Annotated in this window: 14 protein-coding genes; 10 read left to right on the forward strand and 4 right to left on the reverse strand. The window is 69.0% G+C overall.

The annotated features are described in order from the left end of the window. Window positions 1-61 precede the first annotated feature (61 nt). The 10 genes from BJY22_RS31825 to BJY22_RS31870 all read left to right on the forward strand — a co-directional run bounded on the left by BJY22_RS31825 (window position 62) and on the right by BJY22_RS31870 (window position 10,182). Window positions 62-796 carry an SCO2322 family protein gene (locus BJY22_RS31825; protein ID WP_167214217.1) on the forward strand — a complete coding sequence of 245 codons (735 nt, stop codon included), beginning with the start codon at window positions 62-64 and terminating at the stop codon, window positions 794-796. Then, the gene (locus tag BJY22_RS31830; protein WP_167214220.1) at window positions 797-1,882 is read left to right on the forward strand and encodes a CbiQ family ECF transporter T component; all 1,086 of its coding nucleotides are present in this window, start codon (window positions 797-799) and stop codon (window positions 1,880-1,882) included. Continuing rightward, a complete protein-coding gene (locus tag BJY22_RS31835) occupies window positions 1,879-3,489 on the forward strand; it encodes an ABC transporter ATP-binding protein (RefSeq protein WP_167214222.1) in 1,611 nt (536 codons plus the stop codon). The genes BJY22_RS31830 and BJY22_RS31835 overlap by 4 nt, the downstream gene beginning before the upstream one ends. After that, complete coding sequence (locus BJY22_RS31840) at window positions 3,486-4,295, forward strand: ECF transporter S component (RefSeq protein WP_167214225.1); 810 nt, start codon at window positions 3,486-3,488, stop codon at window positions 4,293-4,295. The genes BJY22_RS31835 and BJY22_RS31840 overlap by 4 nt, the downstream gene beginning before the upstream one ends. Then, window positions 4,288-4,815, forward strand: a complete 528-nt coding sequence (locus BJY22_RS31845; RefSeq protein WP_167214228.1) for a bifunctional adenosylcobinamide kinase/adenosylcobinamide-phosphate guanylyltransferase — start codon at window positions 4,288-4,290, stop codon at window positions 4,813-4,815. Before BJY22_RS31840 ends, BJY22_RS31845 begins: the two co-directional genes overlap by 8 nt. After that, complete coding sequence (cobS, locus tag BJY22_RS31850) at window positions 4,812-5,618, forward strand: adenosylcobinamide-GDP ribazoletransferase (RefSeq protein WP_167214231.1); 807 nt, start codon at window positions 4,812-4,814, stop codon at window positions 5,616-5,618. Before BJY22_RS31845 ends, cobS begins: the two co-directional genes overlap by 4 nt. An 80-nt stretch (window positions 5,619-5,698) precedes the next feature. Further along, a complete protein-coding gene (locus BJY22_RS31855) occupies window positions 5,699-6,874 on the forward strand; it encodes an ROK family transcriptional regulator (RefSeq protein ID WP_167214234.1) in 1,176 nt (391 codons plus the stop codon). 81 nt (window positions 6,875-6,955) lie between these two features. Further along, entirely contained in the window at window positions 6,956-8,038 is a 1,083-nt protein-coding gene (locus BJY22_RS31860; RefSeq protein WP_167214236.1) for a substrate-binding domain-containing protein, read from the forward strand. A gap of 81 nt (window positions 8,039-8,119) precedes the next feature. Continuing rightward, window positions 8,120-8,938 carry an ATP-binding cassette domain-containing protein gene (locus tag BJY22_RS31865; protein WP_420371424.1) on the forward strand — a complete coding sequence of 273 codons (819 nt, stop codon included), beginning with the start codon at window positions 8,120-8,122 and terminating at the stop codon, window positions 8,936-8,938. Then, complete coding sequence (locus tag BJY22_RS31870) at window positions 8,935-10,182, forward strand: sugar ABC transporter permease (protein ID WP_167214242.1); 1,248 nt, start codon at window positions 8,935-8,937, stop codon at window positions 10,180-10,182. Before BJY22_RS31865 ends, BJY22_RS31870 begins: the two co-directional genes overlap by 4 nt. Before the next feature lie 78 nt (window positions 10,183-10,260). Here the strand turns inward: BJY22_RS31870 and BJY22_RS31875 are convergent, their stop codons facing one another. The 4 genes from BJY22_RS31875 to BJY22_RS31890 form a co-directional block, all read right to left on the reverse strand. Next, on the reverse strand, window positions 10,261-11,280 hold the full coding sequence (locus tag BJY22_RS31875) for an ABC transporter ATP-binding protein (protein WP_167214245.1): 1,020 nt from the start codon (window positions 11,278-11,280) through the stop codon (window positions 10,261-10,263). Between the two features lie 20 nt (window positions 11,281-11,300). Beyond that, window positions 11,301-12,410 (reverse strand): oligopeptide/dipeptide ABC transporter ATP-binding protein, encoded by a 1,110-nt coding sequence (locus tag BJY22_RS31880; protein ID WP_167214248.1) that lies wholly within the window; start codon window positions 12,408-12,410, stop codon window positions 11,301-11,303. 47 nt (window positions 12,411-12,457) lie between these two features. Continuing rightward, window positions 12,458-13,450, reverse strand: a complete 993-nt coding sequence (locus BJY22_RS31885; RefSeq protein ID WP_167214251.1) for an ABC transporter permease subunit — start codon at window positions 13,448-13,450, stop codon at window positions 12,458-12,460. A 91-nt stretch (window positions 13,451-13,541) separates the two neighbouring features. Beyond that, window positions 13,542-15,299: an ABC transporter substrate-binding protein gene (locus tag BJY22_RS31890; RefSeq protein ID WP_167214255.1), complete on the reverse strand. Its 1,758-nt coding sequence runs from the start codon at window positions 15,297-15,299 to the stop codon at window positions 13,542-13,544. Window positions 15,300-15,323: the final 24 nt, after the last annotated feature.

Genomic DNA, 15,323 nt, shown 5'->3' on the forward strand with positions numbered 1-15,323 from the left:
TACCCTGCCGGTTGCAGGCGGGACTTCCTCCACCGGGCTGCGGCCCGACCGAGGAACGACAATGACTGCATATCGCCGGACCGTACGACTGGTCCTCAGCCTGCTGGCGGGTCTCCTGCTGGCGGGGACCAGCGTCACTCTGACAGCCACTTCAGCTCACGCTGAAGACGGCTACCGCTTCTGGGGCTACTACCAATGGAGCAACGGGCAGTGGGCCTTCTCACAGAAGGGCGCCGACGCCTTCGTCCCGGCCGACGGGGCTGTCGAGGGCTGGCGGTACGCCGTCGGCGGCGCCAAGCCGCGGGTGCCGCGGGCAGCGGGCGACTTCGAGGCCATCTGTGGCAAGACCCCGGCGGAGACCGGCAAGAAGCGCGTGGCGCTGGTCGTCGACGCGGGTACGCCGGAGGACGCCGTCGCGGGTGAAACGCCGCCACCGGCCACCGGTACCTGCGTGGTGATCGCTCCGAAGGCGAACGGCGCACAGGTCCTGGCCGCGGTCGCACCGGTACGGATCGAGAAGGGCCTGACCTGCGGCATCGCCGGGTACCCGTCGAAGAGCTGCGGCGATCCGGTGAAGGACATCAAGGTTCCGGCCACCGACGCGCCCGTGACGCTGCAGATCGGGCAGGCCGTCGGCTCCACCGCCACCCCGTCGCCTTCACCGGCCGCGTCCTCGTCCTCCGACGACGACGGCGGCGCACCGTGGGCCGGCATCGTCATCGCGGCTGTCGTGGTCGTCCTCCTGGCCGGTGGCGGGTTCGTCCTGAGCCGTCGGCGTACCGCAGCCAGCAAGTAGATGCGCGCCGTACACAACCTCACACTCCCCCGGGCACTCCACCCGGGGGCCTGGTGGTTGTGGGCGCTCTGCATGGCTGTCGCGGCCAGCAGGACGCGCAACCCGGTCCTGCTGGTCCTCATCCTCGCTGTGACCGGTTTCGTCGTGTCGGCCCGCCGGAGCGACGCACCGTGGGCACACAGCTTCACTGCGTTCCTCAAGCTCGGTCTGCTGGTCATCGGCGTCCGCGTGGTCCTGCAGGCGCTGCTGTCGACCCGCTCGCAGGGCAACACGGTGCTGTTCACCCTGCCGCAGATCCCCTTGCCTGACTGGGCTGCGGGCGTCAAGCTCGGCGGTCAGGTGACCGCCGAGGCACTGGTGACCGCGCTGTACGACGGCGGTCAGCTGGCCGTCATGCTCTGCTGCGTCGGAGCCGCCAACGCACTCGCCAGCCCACGGCGGTTGCTGAAGTCGTTGCCAGGGGCCCTCTACGAGATGGGGGTGGCCTGCGTTGTCGCCCTGACCTTCGCGCCGCAACTGGTGACGGACGCCCGCCGCGTCCGCGCAGCCCGACGTCTGCGCGGCCGCACGCGCGCCTCCTTCCGTACAACGGCCATGCCAGTCCTAGAAGGTGCATTGGACAGATCGGTCGAGCTGGCCGCCGCGATGGACTCACGCGGCTACGGCCGTACGGCGCAGGCTCCGAAGGCGCAGCGTCGGCTCACCGCGTTGTGCGTCCTGCTCGGACTCCTGGGGATCCTGCTGGGTGTCTACGCGTTGCTGACCGACTCCATGGCGTTCCCACTCGCTGCGGGTGCGCTGGCGGTCGGAGTGCTCCTGGCGGTCGCCGCGATGGCCGTCGGGCGGCAGCGGGTGTCGCGGACGCGCTATCGCCCCGATCCGTGGGCGCTGCCCGAGTGGCTGGTCGTAGCGGCTGGTGCGGTCACTGCCGGCGCGATGGTGACCGCGGCGGTCCTCGGTGTGAACGGTCTGCTCCTGGCCGGCCCGTTGGTGATCCCGCCGGTACCGGTCCTGCCGGTCGTCGGCGTACTGATCGGCCTGGTGCCCGCACTGGCCGCACCACCTCTGAAGGAGGCGGCCGCATGATCGAGTTCGACCAGGTGACCATGACGTACGACGGCGCGCGCGAACCCGCCCTGCGGGACGTGAGCTTCACTGTGCCGGAGGGCGAGCTGGCGCTGGTGATCGGGCGGACCGGGTCCGGCAAGTCGACGTTGCTGCGGGCAATCAACGGTCTGGTGCCGCACTTCACCGGTGGCACGCTGGCCGGGCGGGTGCTCGTGAACGGGCGGGACACCCGCGAGTACCGGCCGCGGGATCTGGCGGACGTGGTGGGGATGGTGGGGCAGGACCCGATGGCCGGGTTCGTCACCGACACGGTCGAGGACGAGCTGGCGTACAGCATGGAGTCGCTCGGTGTGGCGCCGGACGTGATGCGGAGGCGCGTCGAGGAGACGCTGGACCTCCTCGGGTTGGCCGATGTCCGTGACCGCGCGCTGACGTCGTTGTCGGGCGGTCAGCGGCAGCGCACCGCCATCGGTGCAGCCCTCACGTCACATCCCGCCGTACTGGTGCTGGACGAGCCGACGTCGGCGCTGGACCCACAGGCGGCAGAGGAGGTACTGGCCGCGCTCCAGCGGCTCGTCCACGACCTGGGCGTCACTGTGGTGATGGCGGAGCACCGGCTGGAGCGGGTGATCCAGTACGCCGACCGCGTGATCGAAGTACCTGGTGGTGCCGCTGCCGTGTCGACCGGACTGCCTGCCGAGCGCATGGTGGCTGCCCCGGTCGCGCCACCGGTGGTGGAGCTGGGACGGCTGGCTGGTTGGTCACCACTCCCCCTGTCTGTACGGGACGCCAGGCGAGCTGCTGTCGCGCTACGAGGCCAGCTGGACTCTGCTGCTCCGGCACGGCCCGCTACCGCGCTCGGTGACGAGCTGGCGCGCTGCAGCGACCTGGTCGTTGGCTACGGCAACTTGACGGCGCTGCGCGGTGTCTCACTGAGCATCAAGGCCGGCGAGGTCGTCGCACTGATGGGCCGCAACGGAGCCGGCAAGTCGACGCTGCTCAACGCACTGGTCGGTATCGTGCCGGTCCGGTCCGGTACGGCGACCGCGGCCGGCACTGACCCACGACGTACCAAACCGGACCAGCTGGTCAAGGCGGTCGGCCTGGTCCCGCAGGAACCTGCAGACCTGCTGTACGCCGCCACGGTCGCGGACGAGTGCGCCAGCGCGGACTCCGACTTCAAGGTGCCCGCAGGTAGTTGCCGGGCGATCCTCGAGCGGCTGGCGCCGGATGTACCGCTCGACGTACATCCGCGCGACCTGTCCGAGGGACAGCGGCTCTGCCTCGCGTTGGCCGTCGTACTGTGTGGCGCTCCCCCGTTGCTGTTGCTGGACGAGCCGACGCGCGGACTGGACTACGGGGCGAAGCGGCGACTGGTGGCGATTCTGCGGGAGCTGGCCGCCGCCGGGCATGCGGTGGTGTTGTCGACGCACGACGTCGAGATGGTGGCCGAGGTCGCCACGCGGGTCATGGTGCTCGCCGAGGGCGAGCTGGTGAGCGACGGGGAGACCGCGGAGGTGATCGCCGGGTCGCCGGCGTTCGCGCCGCAGGTCGCGAAAATCCTGGCGCCGCTGCCGTTCCTGACCGTCGGTGAGGTCGCTGACGCCCTGGTTCGGGCATCGTGAAGCTCATCCGTTTCAAGCCACGGAGTACGACAGCACTCCTGGTCGCGTCGTCGGTGGGGGTGCTGGCGTTCGCGTGGCCGCTGTTCTTCCACACGTCGCAGGTGGGCGAGTCGGCGATCGGCCATACGACGGACGCGCCGTGGTTGTTCGTGTTGCTGCTGCCGCTGCTCGTGGCCGTCGTTCTCGCGGAGCTGTCCGAGGCGGGGATCGACGCGAAGGTGATCTCGCTGGTCGGCATGCTCGCGGCGGTCGGCGCCGCGCTGCGGGCGTTGGGTCCTGGTACGGCGGGGCTCGAACCTGGGTTCTTCCTGCTGGTGCTGGCAGGGCGGGCGTTCGGGGCCGGGTTCGGGTTCGTGCTCGGGGCGGTGTCGTTGCTGGGCGGGGCGATGATCAGCGGCGGGGTGGGGCCGTGGATGCCGTTCCAGATGTTCGCGTGCGCGTGGGTCGGGTGTCTCGCCGGTCTACTGCCGCGGCTCGGCGGGCGGTTGGAGTTGCTGCTGCTCGCGGTGTACTCGCTGGTGTCGGGAGTGCTGTACGGCGTGGTGATGAACCTGTGGTTCTGGCCGTACGCGACGTTCGGCAGCGACTTCTCGTTCATCCCCGGTGACGCGCTGGCGGACAACCTGCACCGGTACCTCCTGTTCGTGGTGGCGACGTCGCTGGGGTGGGACATTCCGCGCGGGATCCTGTGCGCGGTGCTGGTGCTGGCGCTCGGGCGGCCGATCCTGAACGCGTTCCGGCGTACGGCGCGGAAGGCGGCCTTCGAGGCGCCGGTGGTTTTCGAGTCCGGGAGGACAGATGGCTGATCGCACCCTGGTTCTCGGCGGCGCCCGGTCCGGTAAGTCGATCGCCGCCGAGCGTCTGCTGTCCGCCGTCCCCGACGTCGTGTACGTCGCCACGGGCGGACACGACTCCGGCAACGCCGAATGGGCCGAACGGGTCGCGAAACACCAGGCGCGCCGCCCGGCGTCGTGGGGCCTCGCCGAGACGATCGACCTGGTGCCGCTGCTCGAGTCCGCCGGGCCTCCGCTGCTGATCGACTGCCTCACGCTGTGGCTCTCCCGCACGATGGACGAGCTGCGGGTGTGGTCCGACCTCGACCGCGCCGGTCTGGTCGACGACCGCATCGCGAACCTCGCCGCCGTCTGGTCGTCCACCCCGCGCCGTGTCGTTGCCGTCAGCAACGACGTCGGTTCGGGCATCGTCCCGGCCGACCCCGGCACCCGCCTGTTCCGCGACCTGATGGGCCGCCTCAACACCACGATCTCCCTCGCCTCCGACGAGGTCCTCTGGACCATCGCCGGCCGAACAATCCCCCTCACATGAGGCCACCCGAGCAGGCGCAGAGGTGGGGTGACGCCGTGCGGGTCTCGGTCGGGACGCTCACGGTGTTGCCTGCCGGTGTACCGGGGCGGGTCGATCGGGAGGTGGGCGGCCGGGCGATGGTCGTTGGTCCGGCTGTCGGCGTGCTCGTGGGTGGGATCGCAGCGGGTGTGGTCGCGCTGACGCAACTCCTCAAGCCGGAGGCGGACCTGCTCGCGGCCGTGCTCGGTGTGCTGGTGGTGGCTGGGCTGTCGGGTGGGCTGCATCTGGACGGGCTCGCGGATTTCGCGGACGCCCTCGGATCGCGGCGGGACCGGGAGACCATGCTGCGGATCATGAAGCAGAGCGACATCGGCCCGTTCGGTGTCGTGGCGATCGTCGCCGTACTGCTCCTCGACGTCGCCGCCCTCACCGCCTGCCTGCAAGCCGGTTTCGGCTGGCAGGCCGTCCTGATCGCCACCACGGCGAGCCGCCTCACCCTCCCCTGGTCCTGCCGTACGTCGATCCCCGCCGCCCGCCCCGACGGCCTCGGATCCTTCGTCGCCGCCACGGTCCGCCCACTTACCGCAGCACTCACCACAGCCGCAGTACTCGCCACCACCCTCGGACTCACCTGGCTGACGGCCGACTTCGGCGTACTCCGTTCGATCGGCAGCGCAGCAGCCGTCCTCCTGGCCGTCGCGACCAGCTTGCTCACCAGCCGGCGCGCCGTCCGCGCCCTCGGCGGCACCACCGGTGACGTCCTCGGAGCAACCGTCGAACTGGCCTTTCCGGTGGCACTCCTGGCCCTCGCCCTGACCGTGTGAACGCTTGCATCCACCAGGCCACGACCCGGGTGGTCTAATGTCGCGCTCGTGAGTGCGCCGCGATCCGTTATCTTTATGTAATGAACGCAACCCGCCCTGCGCCGGGCTCGCAGACTTCGCTGCGCGAAGCCAACCGTGCGCGCGTTCTGGGGGTGGTGCGCCAGCACGGCCCTCTCACCCAGGTCGAGATCGCGGCCGCCTCCGGCCTGTCCGCCGCCACCGTGTCGAACATGGTCCGCGAGCTGGACCAGGCCGGCATGGTTGGCCTGTCCCGCAGCATCCGCAACGGCCGCCGCGCCGTCCTGGTCTCGCTCGCGTCCGGCGGCGGGCTGCTGGCCGGCGTCGCGTTCGGCGAGCGCGACGTCCGCGTCGCGGTCGCGAACGGCTCCCGCGAGATCCTCGCCCAGCAACTGATGCCGCTGCAGGCCGATCACGTCGCCGACGAGGGCATGGAGCGCGCCGCCCGGCTGCTCGCCGACCTGGCCGAGACGGTCAGCTCCGGCGTCGAGGACATCTCCGCGATCGGGTTCGGACTGCCGATGCCGGTCGATGCGGTCAGCGGCGAGGCGGGCTCCGACGCGGTGCTGCCCGGCTGGCGCGGCGTCAACGTCGCCGACGCGATGTCGGGCTACCTGCGGGCCCCGGTCGCGCTCGACAACACCGCCAACCTGGCCGCCCTCGGCGAACTGCGGGCCGGTGCGCTGCGCGGCGTCCGGAACGGCTGCTATCTGAAGTTCTCGTACGGCGTCGGCGCGGGCATCGTGATCAACGGCGAGGTGTTCCGCGGTTCGGCCGGTACGGCGGGCGAGATCGGGCACGTCACGATCGACGAGAACGGCCCGATCTGCCGGTGCGGGAACCGCGGCTGTCTGGACACATTCGTCGGCTCGCGGGCACTGATCAACAGCCTGGCCGCGTCCCACGGACCGCTGCGACTGAAGGACATCGTGACGCGCGGGCTCGGCGGCGACCTCGGCTGCCGGCGCGTGATCGAGGACGCCGGCCGGCGGGTCGGCGTCGCCGTGGCCGGGGTCGTGAACCTGCTCAACCCGGAGGTGATCGTCGTCGGCGGCCTGATGGCCGAGGCCGGCGAGCTCATCCTCGGCCCGCTGCGTGAGGCCCTCGACCGGTGTGCGATCCCGAGCGCCGCGGCGACCGTCGAGCTCCGGGCCGCCGAGCTCGGCGACGAGGCCGACATCGTCGGCGCGATCCACCGCGCGTCGATGCTGAGCCATAGCAATATCTCCATTTCTTGAATTCAAGTCTTGACGCCAAGACTCCGGCGCGCTGTACTTCGGGGCAGGCCAATCGGGGCCGTCTCGTCAAGGAGCCGCTATATGTCCGTCTCAGCAACACGTTTCGTCGGCCTCGGCATCGCCGTCTCGGCCCTGGCCGTCTCCCTGGTGGCCTGTGGCTCTGACGATTCAGGCGACTCCGGCAGCGGCTCAGGCAGCGCGAAGAAGATCGCGCTGTTGCTGCCGGAGTCGAAGACCACGCGCTACGAGGCGCTCGACCGGCCGCTGTTCACCGAGGCGTTGAAGGCGGCCTGCGGGAACTGCGAACTGATCTACAGCAACGCCGACCAGGACGCCGCCAAGCAACAGCAGCAGGCCGAGGCCGCGCTGACCCAGGGCGCGAACGTGCTGGTCCTCGACCCGGTCGACGGCAAGGCCGCCGCCGCGGTGGCCGCCTCCGCGAAGGCCCAGAGCGTCCCGGTCGTCGCCTACGACCGCTTCATCGAGAACGCCGACTACTACGTCTCGTTCGAGAACGAGGCCGTCGGCAAGCTTCAGGCGCAGACCCTGGTCGAGGCGCTCAAGGCGGCCGGCAAGACCTCCGGCAACATCGCGATGATCAACGGCTCGCCGACCGACCCGAACGCCGCCGACTTCAAGAAGGGCGCGCACAGCGTGCTCGACGCGAGCGGCTTCAAGATCGCCGCCGAGTTCGACACCCCGGACTGGAGCCCGGACAAGGCGCAGGGCTGGATGGAAGGTCAGCTGAGCGCGATCAAGAACGGCCTGGTCGGGGTGTACGCCGCCAACGACGGCACCGCCGGCGGCGCGATCGCCGCGCTCAAGGGCGGTGGCGTGAAGCCGTTGCCGCCGGTCACCGGGCAGGACTCGGAACTCGCCGCGATCCAGCGGATCGTCGCCGGCGACCAGGCGATGACCATCTACAAGGCGGTCAAGCCGCAGGCCGAGGCCGCCGCCAAGGGTGCGGTCGCGCTGGCGAACGGTCAGAAGCCGGAGTCCACCACCGAGAAGAGCGGCGTACCGTCGACGATCCTCGACCCGGTCGCGGTGACCAAGGACAACATCAAGGACACCGTGGTGAAGGACAACATCTACAAGGTCACCGACATCTGCACCGCGTCGTTCGCGGCCGCCTGCACCGCCGCAGGCCTGAGCACCAACTGACCCGCCCCGCGGCGTGCGCCCCCCGCAGTGAGGTGCGGGGGGCGCATGCTTGAAACACACGCAAGCCAGGAGGCTGATCGAGTGACTGTGTCCCCACCTGATACCCCGGCTCCCCTCGACGTCGGCGCCGCCACGGTGCTGACGCTGCACGGGGTATCCAAGCGTTTCGGCGCCGTACAGGCCCTGAAGAACATCGAGCTGGACGTCCGGGCCGGTGAGGTGCTGGCACTGGTCGGCGACAACGGCGCCGGCAAGTCCACGCTGGTGAAGACCATCGCCGGCGTCTACACCGCCGACGACGGGACGATGGTCTTCGACGGCCGCCCGGTCCGGGTCGGCAGCCCGGCCGAGGCGCAGCAGCTCGGGATCGCCACCGTGTTCCAGGACCTGGCGCTGTGCGACAACCTGGACGTCGTCGCGAACCTGTACCTCGGCCGCGAGCTCGTCAACGGCGGCACTCTCGACGAGGTCGAGATGGAGCGGCAGTCCTGGGAGCTGCTCCGCCAGCTGTCCGCGAAGATCCCGTCGGTGCGGATCCCGGTGGCCAGCCTGTCCGGCGGCCAGCGGCAGACCGTGGCGATCGCGCGCAGCCTGCTCGGCCGGCCGAAGGTCGTGATGCTGGACGAACCCACCGCGGCTCTCGGCGTAGCTCAGACCGCCGAGGTCCTCAACCTGGTCGAGCGGCTGCGCGAACGCGGCCTCGCGGTGATCCTGATCAGCCACAACATGGCCGACGTGATGGCGGTCGCCGACCGGGTCGCCGTCCTGCGGCTCGGCCGCAACAACGGCGTCTTCGTGGTCAGCGAGACCAGGACGCAGGACATCATCGCCGCCATCACCGGCGCGACCGACAACGCCGTCTCCGAGCGCGCGGCGCGCCGAAGCCTGGAGGAATCATGAGCGCGCAAGGCTCGGCCCAGCTACCGGCCGATCTGCAGGACGAGCGGCTGATCGCGAGCAGCGGCGTCAGCGGCGCCGTGTCGGCGTTCACCTCCCGGCTGCGGTCCGGCGACCTGGGCTCGGTCCCGGTGATCGTCGGCCTGGTCATCATCTGGGCGGTCTTCCAGGTCGCGAACAGCTCCTTCCTGTCCAGCCGCAACCTGGTCAACCTCACGCTGCAGACCACGTCGGTCGGTGTGATTGCCCTCGGCATCGTTCTGGTCCTGCTGCTCGGCGAGATCGATCTGTCGGTCGGCTCGGTCAGTGGCGTGGCGGCCGCGGTCGTCGGCGTGACATTCGTGAACCACGGCTGGCCGATCGTGCTGTCGCTGGTCGCGGGCGTCGCGCTCGGCCTGGTGATCGGCCTGTTCTACGGCCTGCTCTACACGCGTTTCGGCGTACCGAGCTTCGTCATCACCCTCGCCGGGTTGCTCGGCTTCCTCGGTCTGCAGTTGCTGGTGCTGGGCAAGGACGGCACGATCAACCTGCCGTACGACTCCGCGCTGGTCGGATTCGCGACGCGGAGCTTCCTCTCCCCCGCCATGGCCTACGCGTTGGTCGCGCTGGTCGTGGTGGCGTACACCCTGAGCCGTTTGCAGGGCCGCGGCGCGCGGGCCGCGGCCGGTCTGTCCGCGGCGCCGACCTCGGTCATCGCGCTCAAGGCCGCCGGCCTCGCGGTGGTGCTGCTGATCCCGGTCGCGGTGCTGAACGGCGACCGCGGTGTCTCGTCGATGTTCCTGCTGTTCCTCGCGCTGGTGGTGGTCACCGACATCGCCGTACGGCGGACGCGCTGGGGCCGCTCGGTGTTCGCTGTCGGCGGCAACGTGGAGGCCGCGCGCCGGGCCGGCATCAACGTGCGGATGATCTACCTGTCGGTGTTCGCCGCCTGCACCACGTTCGCTGCGGTCGGCGGCATCCTGGCCGCGGCGCGGCTGGTCGCGGTCGGCCAGGCGAGCGGCGGTACGGACGTGAACCTGAACGCGATCGCGTCCGCCGTCATCGGCGGTACCAGCCTGTTCGGTGGCCGCGGTTCGGCGTACTCCGCGCTGCTCGGCGCGCTGGTGATCACGTCGATCTCCAACGGCCTCGCACTGCTCAGCCTGGACTCCAACGTCCGCTACATCGTCACCGCGGGCGTCCTGCTGATCGCCGTCACGATCGACTCCCTCAGCCGGCGTAGCCGCCAGGCCCACGGCCGCGCGTAACCGTACCGGTCACGAGCCGGACACAAGTAAGCCCTCCGTCGCCGTTGACGGAGGGCCTACTCGTGTCTCACACCTGCCTTACGCCGTGGCGGCGGTCAGGTCGACCTTCGGCTCCGCGAAGTGGCAGGCGGCCGTGTGGCCGGCGCTGGACTGGGGCTTGATCTCCAGCAGCGGCTCCTGCGTGGCGCAGATGTCCTCCGCCTTCCAGCAGCGGGTCCGGAACCGGCAGCCGCTCGGCGGGTCGATCGGCGAGGGTACGTCGCCGACCAGCCGGATCCGCTCCTTCGGCGGGACACCGCGAATGGTGCCGAGGTCGGGAGCCGCGGACAGCAGCGCCTGGGTGTACGGGTGCTGCGGCGCGTTGTAGATCTGGTCCCGGCTGCCCTGCTCGACGATCTTGCCGAGGTACATCACCGCGACCTCGTCACAGAAGTGCCGGACCACGCCGAGGTCGTGCGCGATGAACACGAACGCGATGCCGAGGTCCTTGCGCAGGTCCTCGAGCAGGTTCATCACCTGGGCCTGGATCGACACGTCGAGCGCGGACACCGGCTCGTCGGCGATGATCACCTCGGGCTCCACGGCGAGCGCCCGGGCGATCCCGATCCGCTGCCGCTGACCGCCGGAGAACTCGTTCGGGTACCGGTTGTGGTGCTCCGGGTTCAGGCCGACGCGCTCCAGCAGCTCCTGGACGCGGGCGAGCTCCTTGCCCTTCGGCACCAGGTTGTGGACACGCAGCGGCGTACTGATGATGTTGCTGACCGTCTGCCGCGGGTTCAGCGAGCTGTACGGGTCCTGGAACACGATCTGCAGTTCGCGACGGAACGGGCGCAGGTCCCGCTCCTTCAGCTGCGCGATATCGGTGCCCTTGAAGACGATCTGACCCGAGGTCGGGGTCAGCAGCCGGGTGATCATCCGGCCGGTGGTCGACTTGCCGCAGCCGGACTCACCGACCAGGCCGAGGCTCGCTCCGGCCTTCAGGTCGAAGCTCACCCCGTCCACGGCCTGGACGACCTTCTTGGTCCGGCCGAGGCCGGCGGCCTCCTTGATCGGGAAGTGCATCTTCAGGTCGCGGACCTGCAAGAGAGTTTCGCTCATGATTCCTCAGTCCCCTCTCGTCAGCCCAGTCTCGGCGCGACCTCGGCCTCGTACACCGAGGCCTTGTCGTGCAGGTGACAACGGGACGTGTGCGCACCGGCGCCGTCGACCGGCAGCAGTTCCGGCAGTTGCGTGGTGCAGAGCTCGCCCTTGACCCGGTCCGTGTACGGGCAGCGCGGGTTGAACGAGCAGCCGCTCGGGAGGTTCAGCAGGCTCGGCGGCAGACCCTTGATCGGGCGCAGCTTCTCGTTCGCCGCGGACACGGTCGGGATCGACTCGAGCAGGCCCCAGGTGTAGGGCATCCGCGGGTTCGCCAGGACGTCCTCGGCGGTGCCGTACTCGACGCAGCGCCCGGCGTACATCACCAGCACGTCGTCGGCCATCTCGGCGACCACGCCGAGGTCGTGCGTGATCAGCACGATCGCGGAGCCGAACTCCTTCTGCAGGTTGTTCAGCAGGTCCAGGATCTGTGCCTGCACGGTGACGTCGAGCGCCGTGGTCGGCTCGTCGGCGATCACCAGCTTCGGGTCGTTGATCAGGCTCATCGCGATCATCGCGCGCTGCCGCATACCGCCGGAGAACTCGTGCGGGTACTGCGAGAAGCGACGGGCCGGGTTCGGGATGCCGACCAGGTCGAGCATCTCCAGCGCGCGCTTCTTGGCGACGTCCTTGGTGACCTTGTGGTGCACGCGGTACGCCTCGACCAGCTGGTTGCCGACGGTGTACAGCGGGTGCAACGAGGACTGCGGGTCCTGGAAGACCATCGAGACCGCGTCGCCGCGGATCTTCATCAGCTCGTTCTCGCTCAGGCCGACGATCTCGTCGCCGTCGAGCCGGATCGAGCCGGTGATCTGGGTGCGCTTGCGGTCGTGCAGGCCCATCACGGCCATACTCGACACCGACTTGCCGGAGCCGGACTCGCCGACGATCGCCAGCGTCCGGCCGAGCGGCACCGAGTAGCTCAGGCCGTTCACCGCGCTGACCACTCCGTCAGCGGTCGGGAACTTCACCGCCAGGTCCTCGACCACCAGGTACGGCGTCTCGCCGCTGGGGTTCGCCCCGCCCTGACGCCGCTCGCGGGTGGCGACCGAGGGGCCACGCTTGGCCTGTGTGGCTTCGCCTTCGCTCACGGTGTCCTTCCTGTTTTCAGGGGCCCGGTCCTCAGGGGCTGGTGTGCTCACGACAACCTCACCCGCGGGTCGATCAGGCTGTAGCCGATGTCCACCAGGAAGTTCATCGCGACGATGATCACCGAGGCGACCAGCACGGTGCCCATGATCACCGGCAGGTCGTAGCTGTTCAAACTGTCCAGCACCAGCACGCCGAGCCCGGGGAGGTCGAAGATCCGTTCGGTGAAGATCGCGCCGCCGAGGCTGCCGGCGACGTCCAGACCGAAGATCGTCACGACCGGGATCAACCCGGACCGCAGGGCGTGCTTGTAGGTGACCACGCGGTCGGACAGGCCCTTGGCCCGCGCGGTCCGGATGAAGTCCTCGCTCAGCGTCTCGACCATCGAGCCGCGGGAGTACCTCGCGTACGACGTACAACTGTAGACGCCGAGTACCAGCCACGGGGTTATCAGACCGGCCGCCCATTTGGCCGGGTTCTCCGTCGGCGGTGTCCAGCCGCCGCGCGGCAGGATCGGATACAGCACGGTCAGATAGAGGGCGACCATCAGCGCGACGATGTAGTACGGCACCGAGCTGACCACCAGGGTGCTGGTCATCAGGGCCCGGTCGCCCACGGTCCCACGTCTCTTCGCCGCCATCGAGCCGACGAAGACACCGATCGTCAGCACCAGGACGGCGTACCCGATCACCAGTGACAGCGTCACCGGGAACCGGTCCTTGATCATGTCGGTGACCGGGCGGTCGTTCTTGAACGAGAAGCCCAGGCACGGGGCCGCGCAGTGCTGCTTCACCCCCGAGGTGGTGAAGTCGCGGCCGGTGAAGATCCCCGCGGTGTACTCCGCGAACTGCTGCGCCTTCGGCTTGTCGAGGTGCAGGTTGGTCCGGATCTCGTTGTAGCGCTGCTGGGTGCAGTTGCGCTCGCCGCAGATCGCGCCGGCAGGGTCCGTCGGCGCGATGAAGAACAACGCGAAGGTGGCGATCAGCGTTGCCAGTACGACACTGAGCGCGCTCACCAGCCGGCGCGCCACGAAATAGAGCACGGGATTGTCTCCTCACCGAGCGGCGTGGTGCCCGGACTGTGGTCCGGGGCACCACGCCACCGTTCAGTGGATCAGTACTGCGTCAGTTCGATCAGGGCTGCTTCAGGTACATCGAGGTGAACTCGAACAGGCCCTGAGTCGGGTCGTTGATCGCGTTCCCGATGTTCTTGCCGATCGGCATGTTGCTCGAGCTGTAGTAGAGCGGCAGAACCGGGAGGTGCTTGTCCAGGATCTCCTTGTCGATGTTCTTCCACTCCTTCAGCTGCTCGTCCGGCGACTTGGCCGTGATCGCGTCGATCTGCGCGTCCAGGGCCTTGTCCTGCAGCTGACCGACGCTGTTGCCCAGCTCGATCGCGTCCGACTTGAACAGCACCGGGAACCAGCTGGTGCCGCTCGGCCAGTCGGAGCACCAACCGGTCGGGGTCTTGCCGATGTTCACCGGAGCGTTCTGGTCACCGGTGAAGGTGCGGATCTTCGCCTTCGGGACACCGATGGCGCGGACCTTGAAGCCGGCCTTCTCGAACATCTGCTTGCGGAACTGCGTGGTGCGCGTCGAGATCGGGTCGTCGATCGAGTAGTACCAGCTGAGCTCGAAGTTCGCCTTGCCCAGCTTGGTCAGCTCGTCCTTGACCTCCTTGGCGACCGCGTCGTCCTCGGCGCCCTTACCGGTACCCGTCAGGCCCGGGAGCTCGTACTTGTCGAAGCCCGGGACGGCCGGCGGCAGGATCGTCGAGGCCGGCGGGTCGTCGGTCGGGTTCAGGCCGGCCACCTTGCGCCAGCCGTCGTACGGGTGCGCCTTGGCGATCAGCTTGCGGACCTCGAGCGGAATCTTCCGGGTGTCCATCGTGTACATGATCGTGCACGGCGACGGGCCCTTGACGAGCTGCGCCTGGTCCTTGACCTCCGGCAGCAGCGAGACGTCCAGGTTCGAGTAGTTCACGGCGTTGGCGTCCGGGCCGGAGCTGGCCAGTACCTGGCGCTGCACCTTCAGGGTGTCCTGCGCGAACTTGAAGTCCCAGTTGTCGACGTACTGGTGCCGCACCGGGTCGGTGTTCGGGTCCCAGTGCGGGTTCTTCGTCAGCTTGAGCTGGCTGCCCGGGTTGTACGACTGGACCATGTACGGGCCGGTCGACATCGGACGCTGCTCGTAGTTCTTCTGGGTGTCCTTCGCCTTCGGGATCGGCGTGAACATCGGGAACGCCGCGTAGAACGGAAGGTCGTCGAACTTCTTCGCCAGCTTGATGACCAGCGTGTGGTCGTCCGGCGTCTCGACACCCTTGTAGTTCTCGCCGCCCGCGACGTACGGACCCTTGTACTTGTCGCCGTCCAGGAAGAACTGCTGCTGGTACGTCGGTCCGGCGTCGTACAGGTCGTGCGCGAAGGAGCGCTTGATCGCGTACGCGAAGTCCTCGGCCTTGACCGGGGTGCCGTCGTGGTACTTGATGCCCTGCTTCAGCTTGAAGGTCCAGGTGAGGCCGTCCTCGGACTTGGTGCCGAGGTCCTCCGCGAGGTCCGGAACCAGGACCGGCTTGTGGTCGGGACCGTCCAGCCGGTACTGCGTCAGCGTCCGGAAGAACAGCTTCTCGATCTGGTTGCCATCGGTGTAGTACGTGTTGGTCGGGTCGAAGGTGTCCGGCGTCACGTCGGACAGGACGGTGATGGTGCCGCCCTTCTTCGCGCCCTCGACCTCGGCGGCCGGGCCCTTCGCAGTGGCGTCAATAGCCTTCTCCTGGGCGCCGCCTACGTTGTTCCCACCACCATTGTTGCCGCTGTTCGACGACGGGCTGCCACACGCCACGGCGGCCAGCATGACCGTCGCCGCGACCGCGGTTATCCGTTTCCACTGCATGTTCGGGTTTCTCCTTTTCTGCCG

The organism is Kribbella shirazensis (assembly GCF_011761605.1).
Taxonomy (GTDB): domain Bacteria; phylum Actinomycetota; class Actinomycetes; order Propionibacteriales; family Kribbellaceae; genus Kribbella; species Kribbella shirazensis.

Coding starts and splice junctions, on each gene's coding strand:
- cobS (WP_167214231.1), top strand. CDS start 4,812: ATGAGGCCACCCGAGCAGGCGCAGAGGTGGGGTGACGCCGTGCGGGTC.
- BJY22_RS31830 (WP_167214220.1), top strand. CDS start 797: ATGCGCGCCGTACACAACCTCACACTCCCCCGGGCACTCCACCCGGGG.
- BJY22_RS31825 (WP_167214217.1), top strand. CDS start 62: ATGACTGCATATCGCCGGACCGTACGACTGGTCCTCAGCCTGCTGGCG.
- BJY22_RS31860 (WP_167214236.1), top strand. CDS start 6,956: ATGTCCGTCTCAGCAACACGTTTCGTCGGCCTCGGCATCGCCGTCTCG.
- BJY22_RS31890 (WP_167214255.1), bottom strand. CDS start 15,299: ATGCAGTGGAAACGGATAACCGCGGTCGCGGCGACGGTCATGCTGGCC.
- BJY22_RS31875 (WP_167214245.1), bottom strand. CDS start 11,280: ATGAGCGAAACTCTCTTGCAGGTCCGCGACCTGAAGATGCACTTCCCG.
- BJY22_RS31855 (WP_167214234.1), top strand. CDS start 5,699: ATGAACGCAACCCGCCCTGCGCCGGGCTCGCAGACTTCGCTGCGCGAA.
- BJY22_RS31845 (WP_167214228.1), top strand. CDS start 4,288: ATGGCTGATCGCACCCTGGTTCTCGGCGGCGCCCGGTCCGGTAAGTCG.
- BJY22_RS31870 (WP_167214242.1), top strand. CDS start 8,935: ATGAGCGCGCAAGGCTCGGCCCAGCTACCGGCCGATCTGCAGGACGAG.
- BJY22_RS31835 (WP_167214222.1), top strand. CDS start 1,879: ATGATCGAGTTCGACCAGGTGACCATGACGTACGACGGCGCGCGCGAA.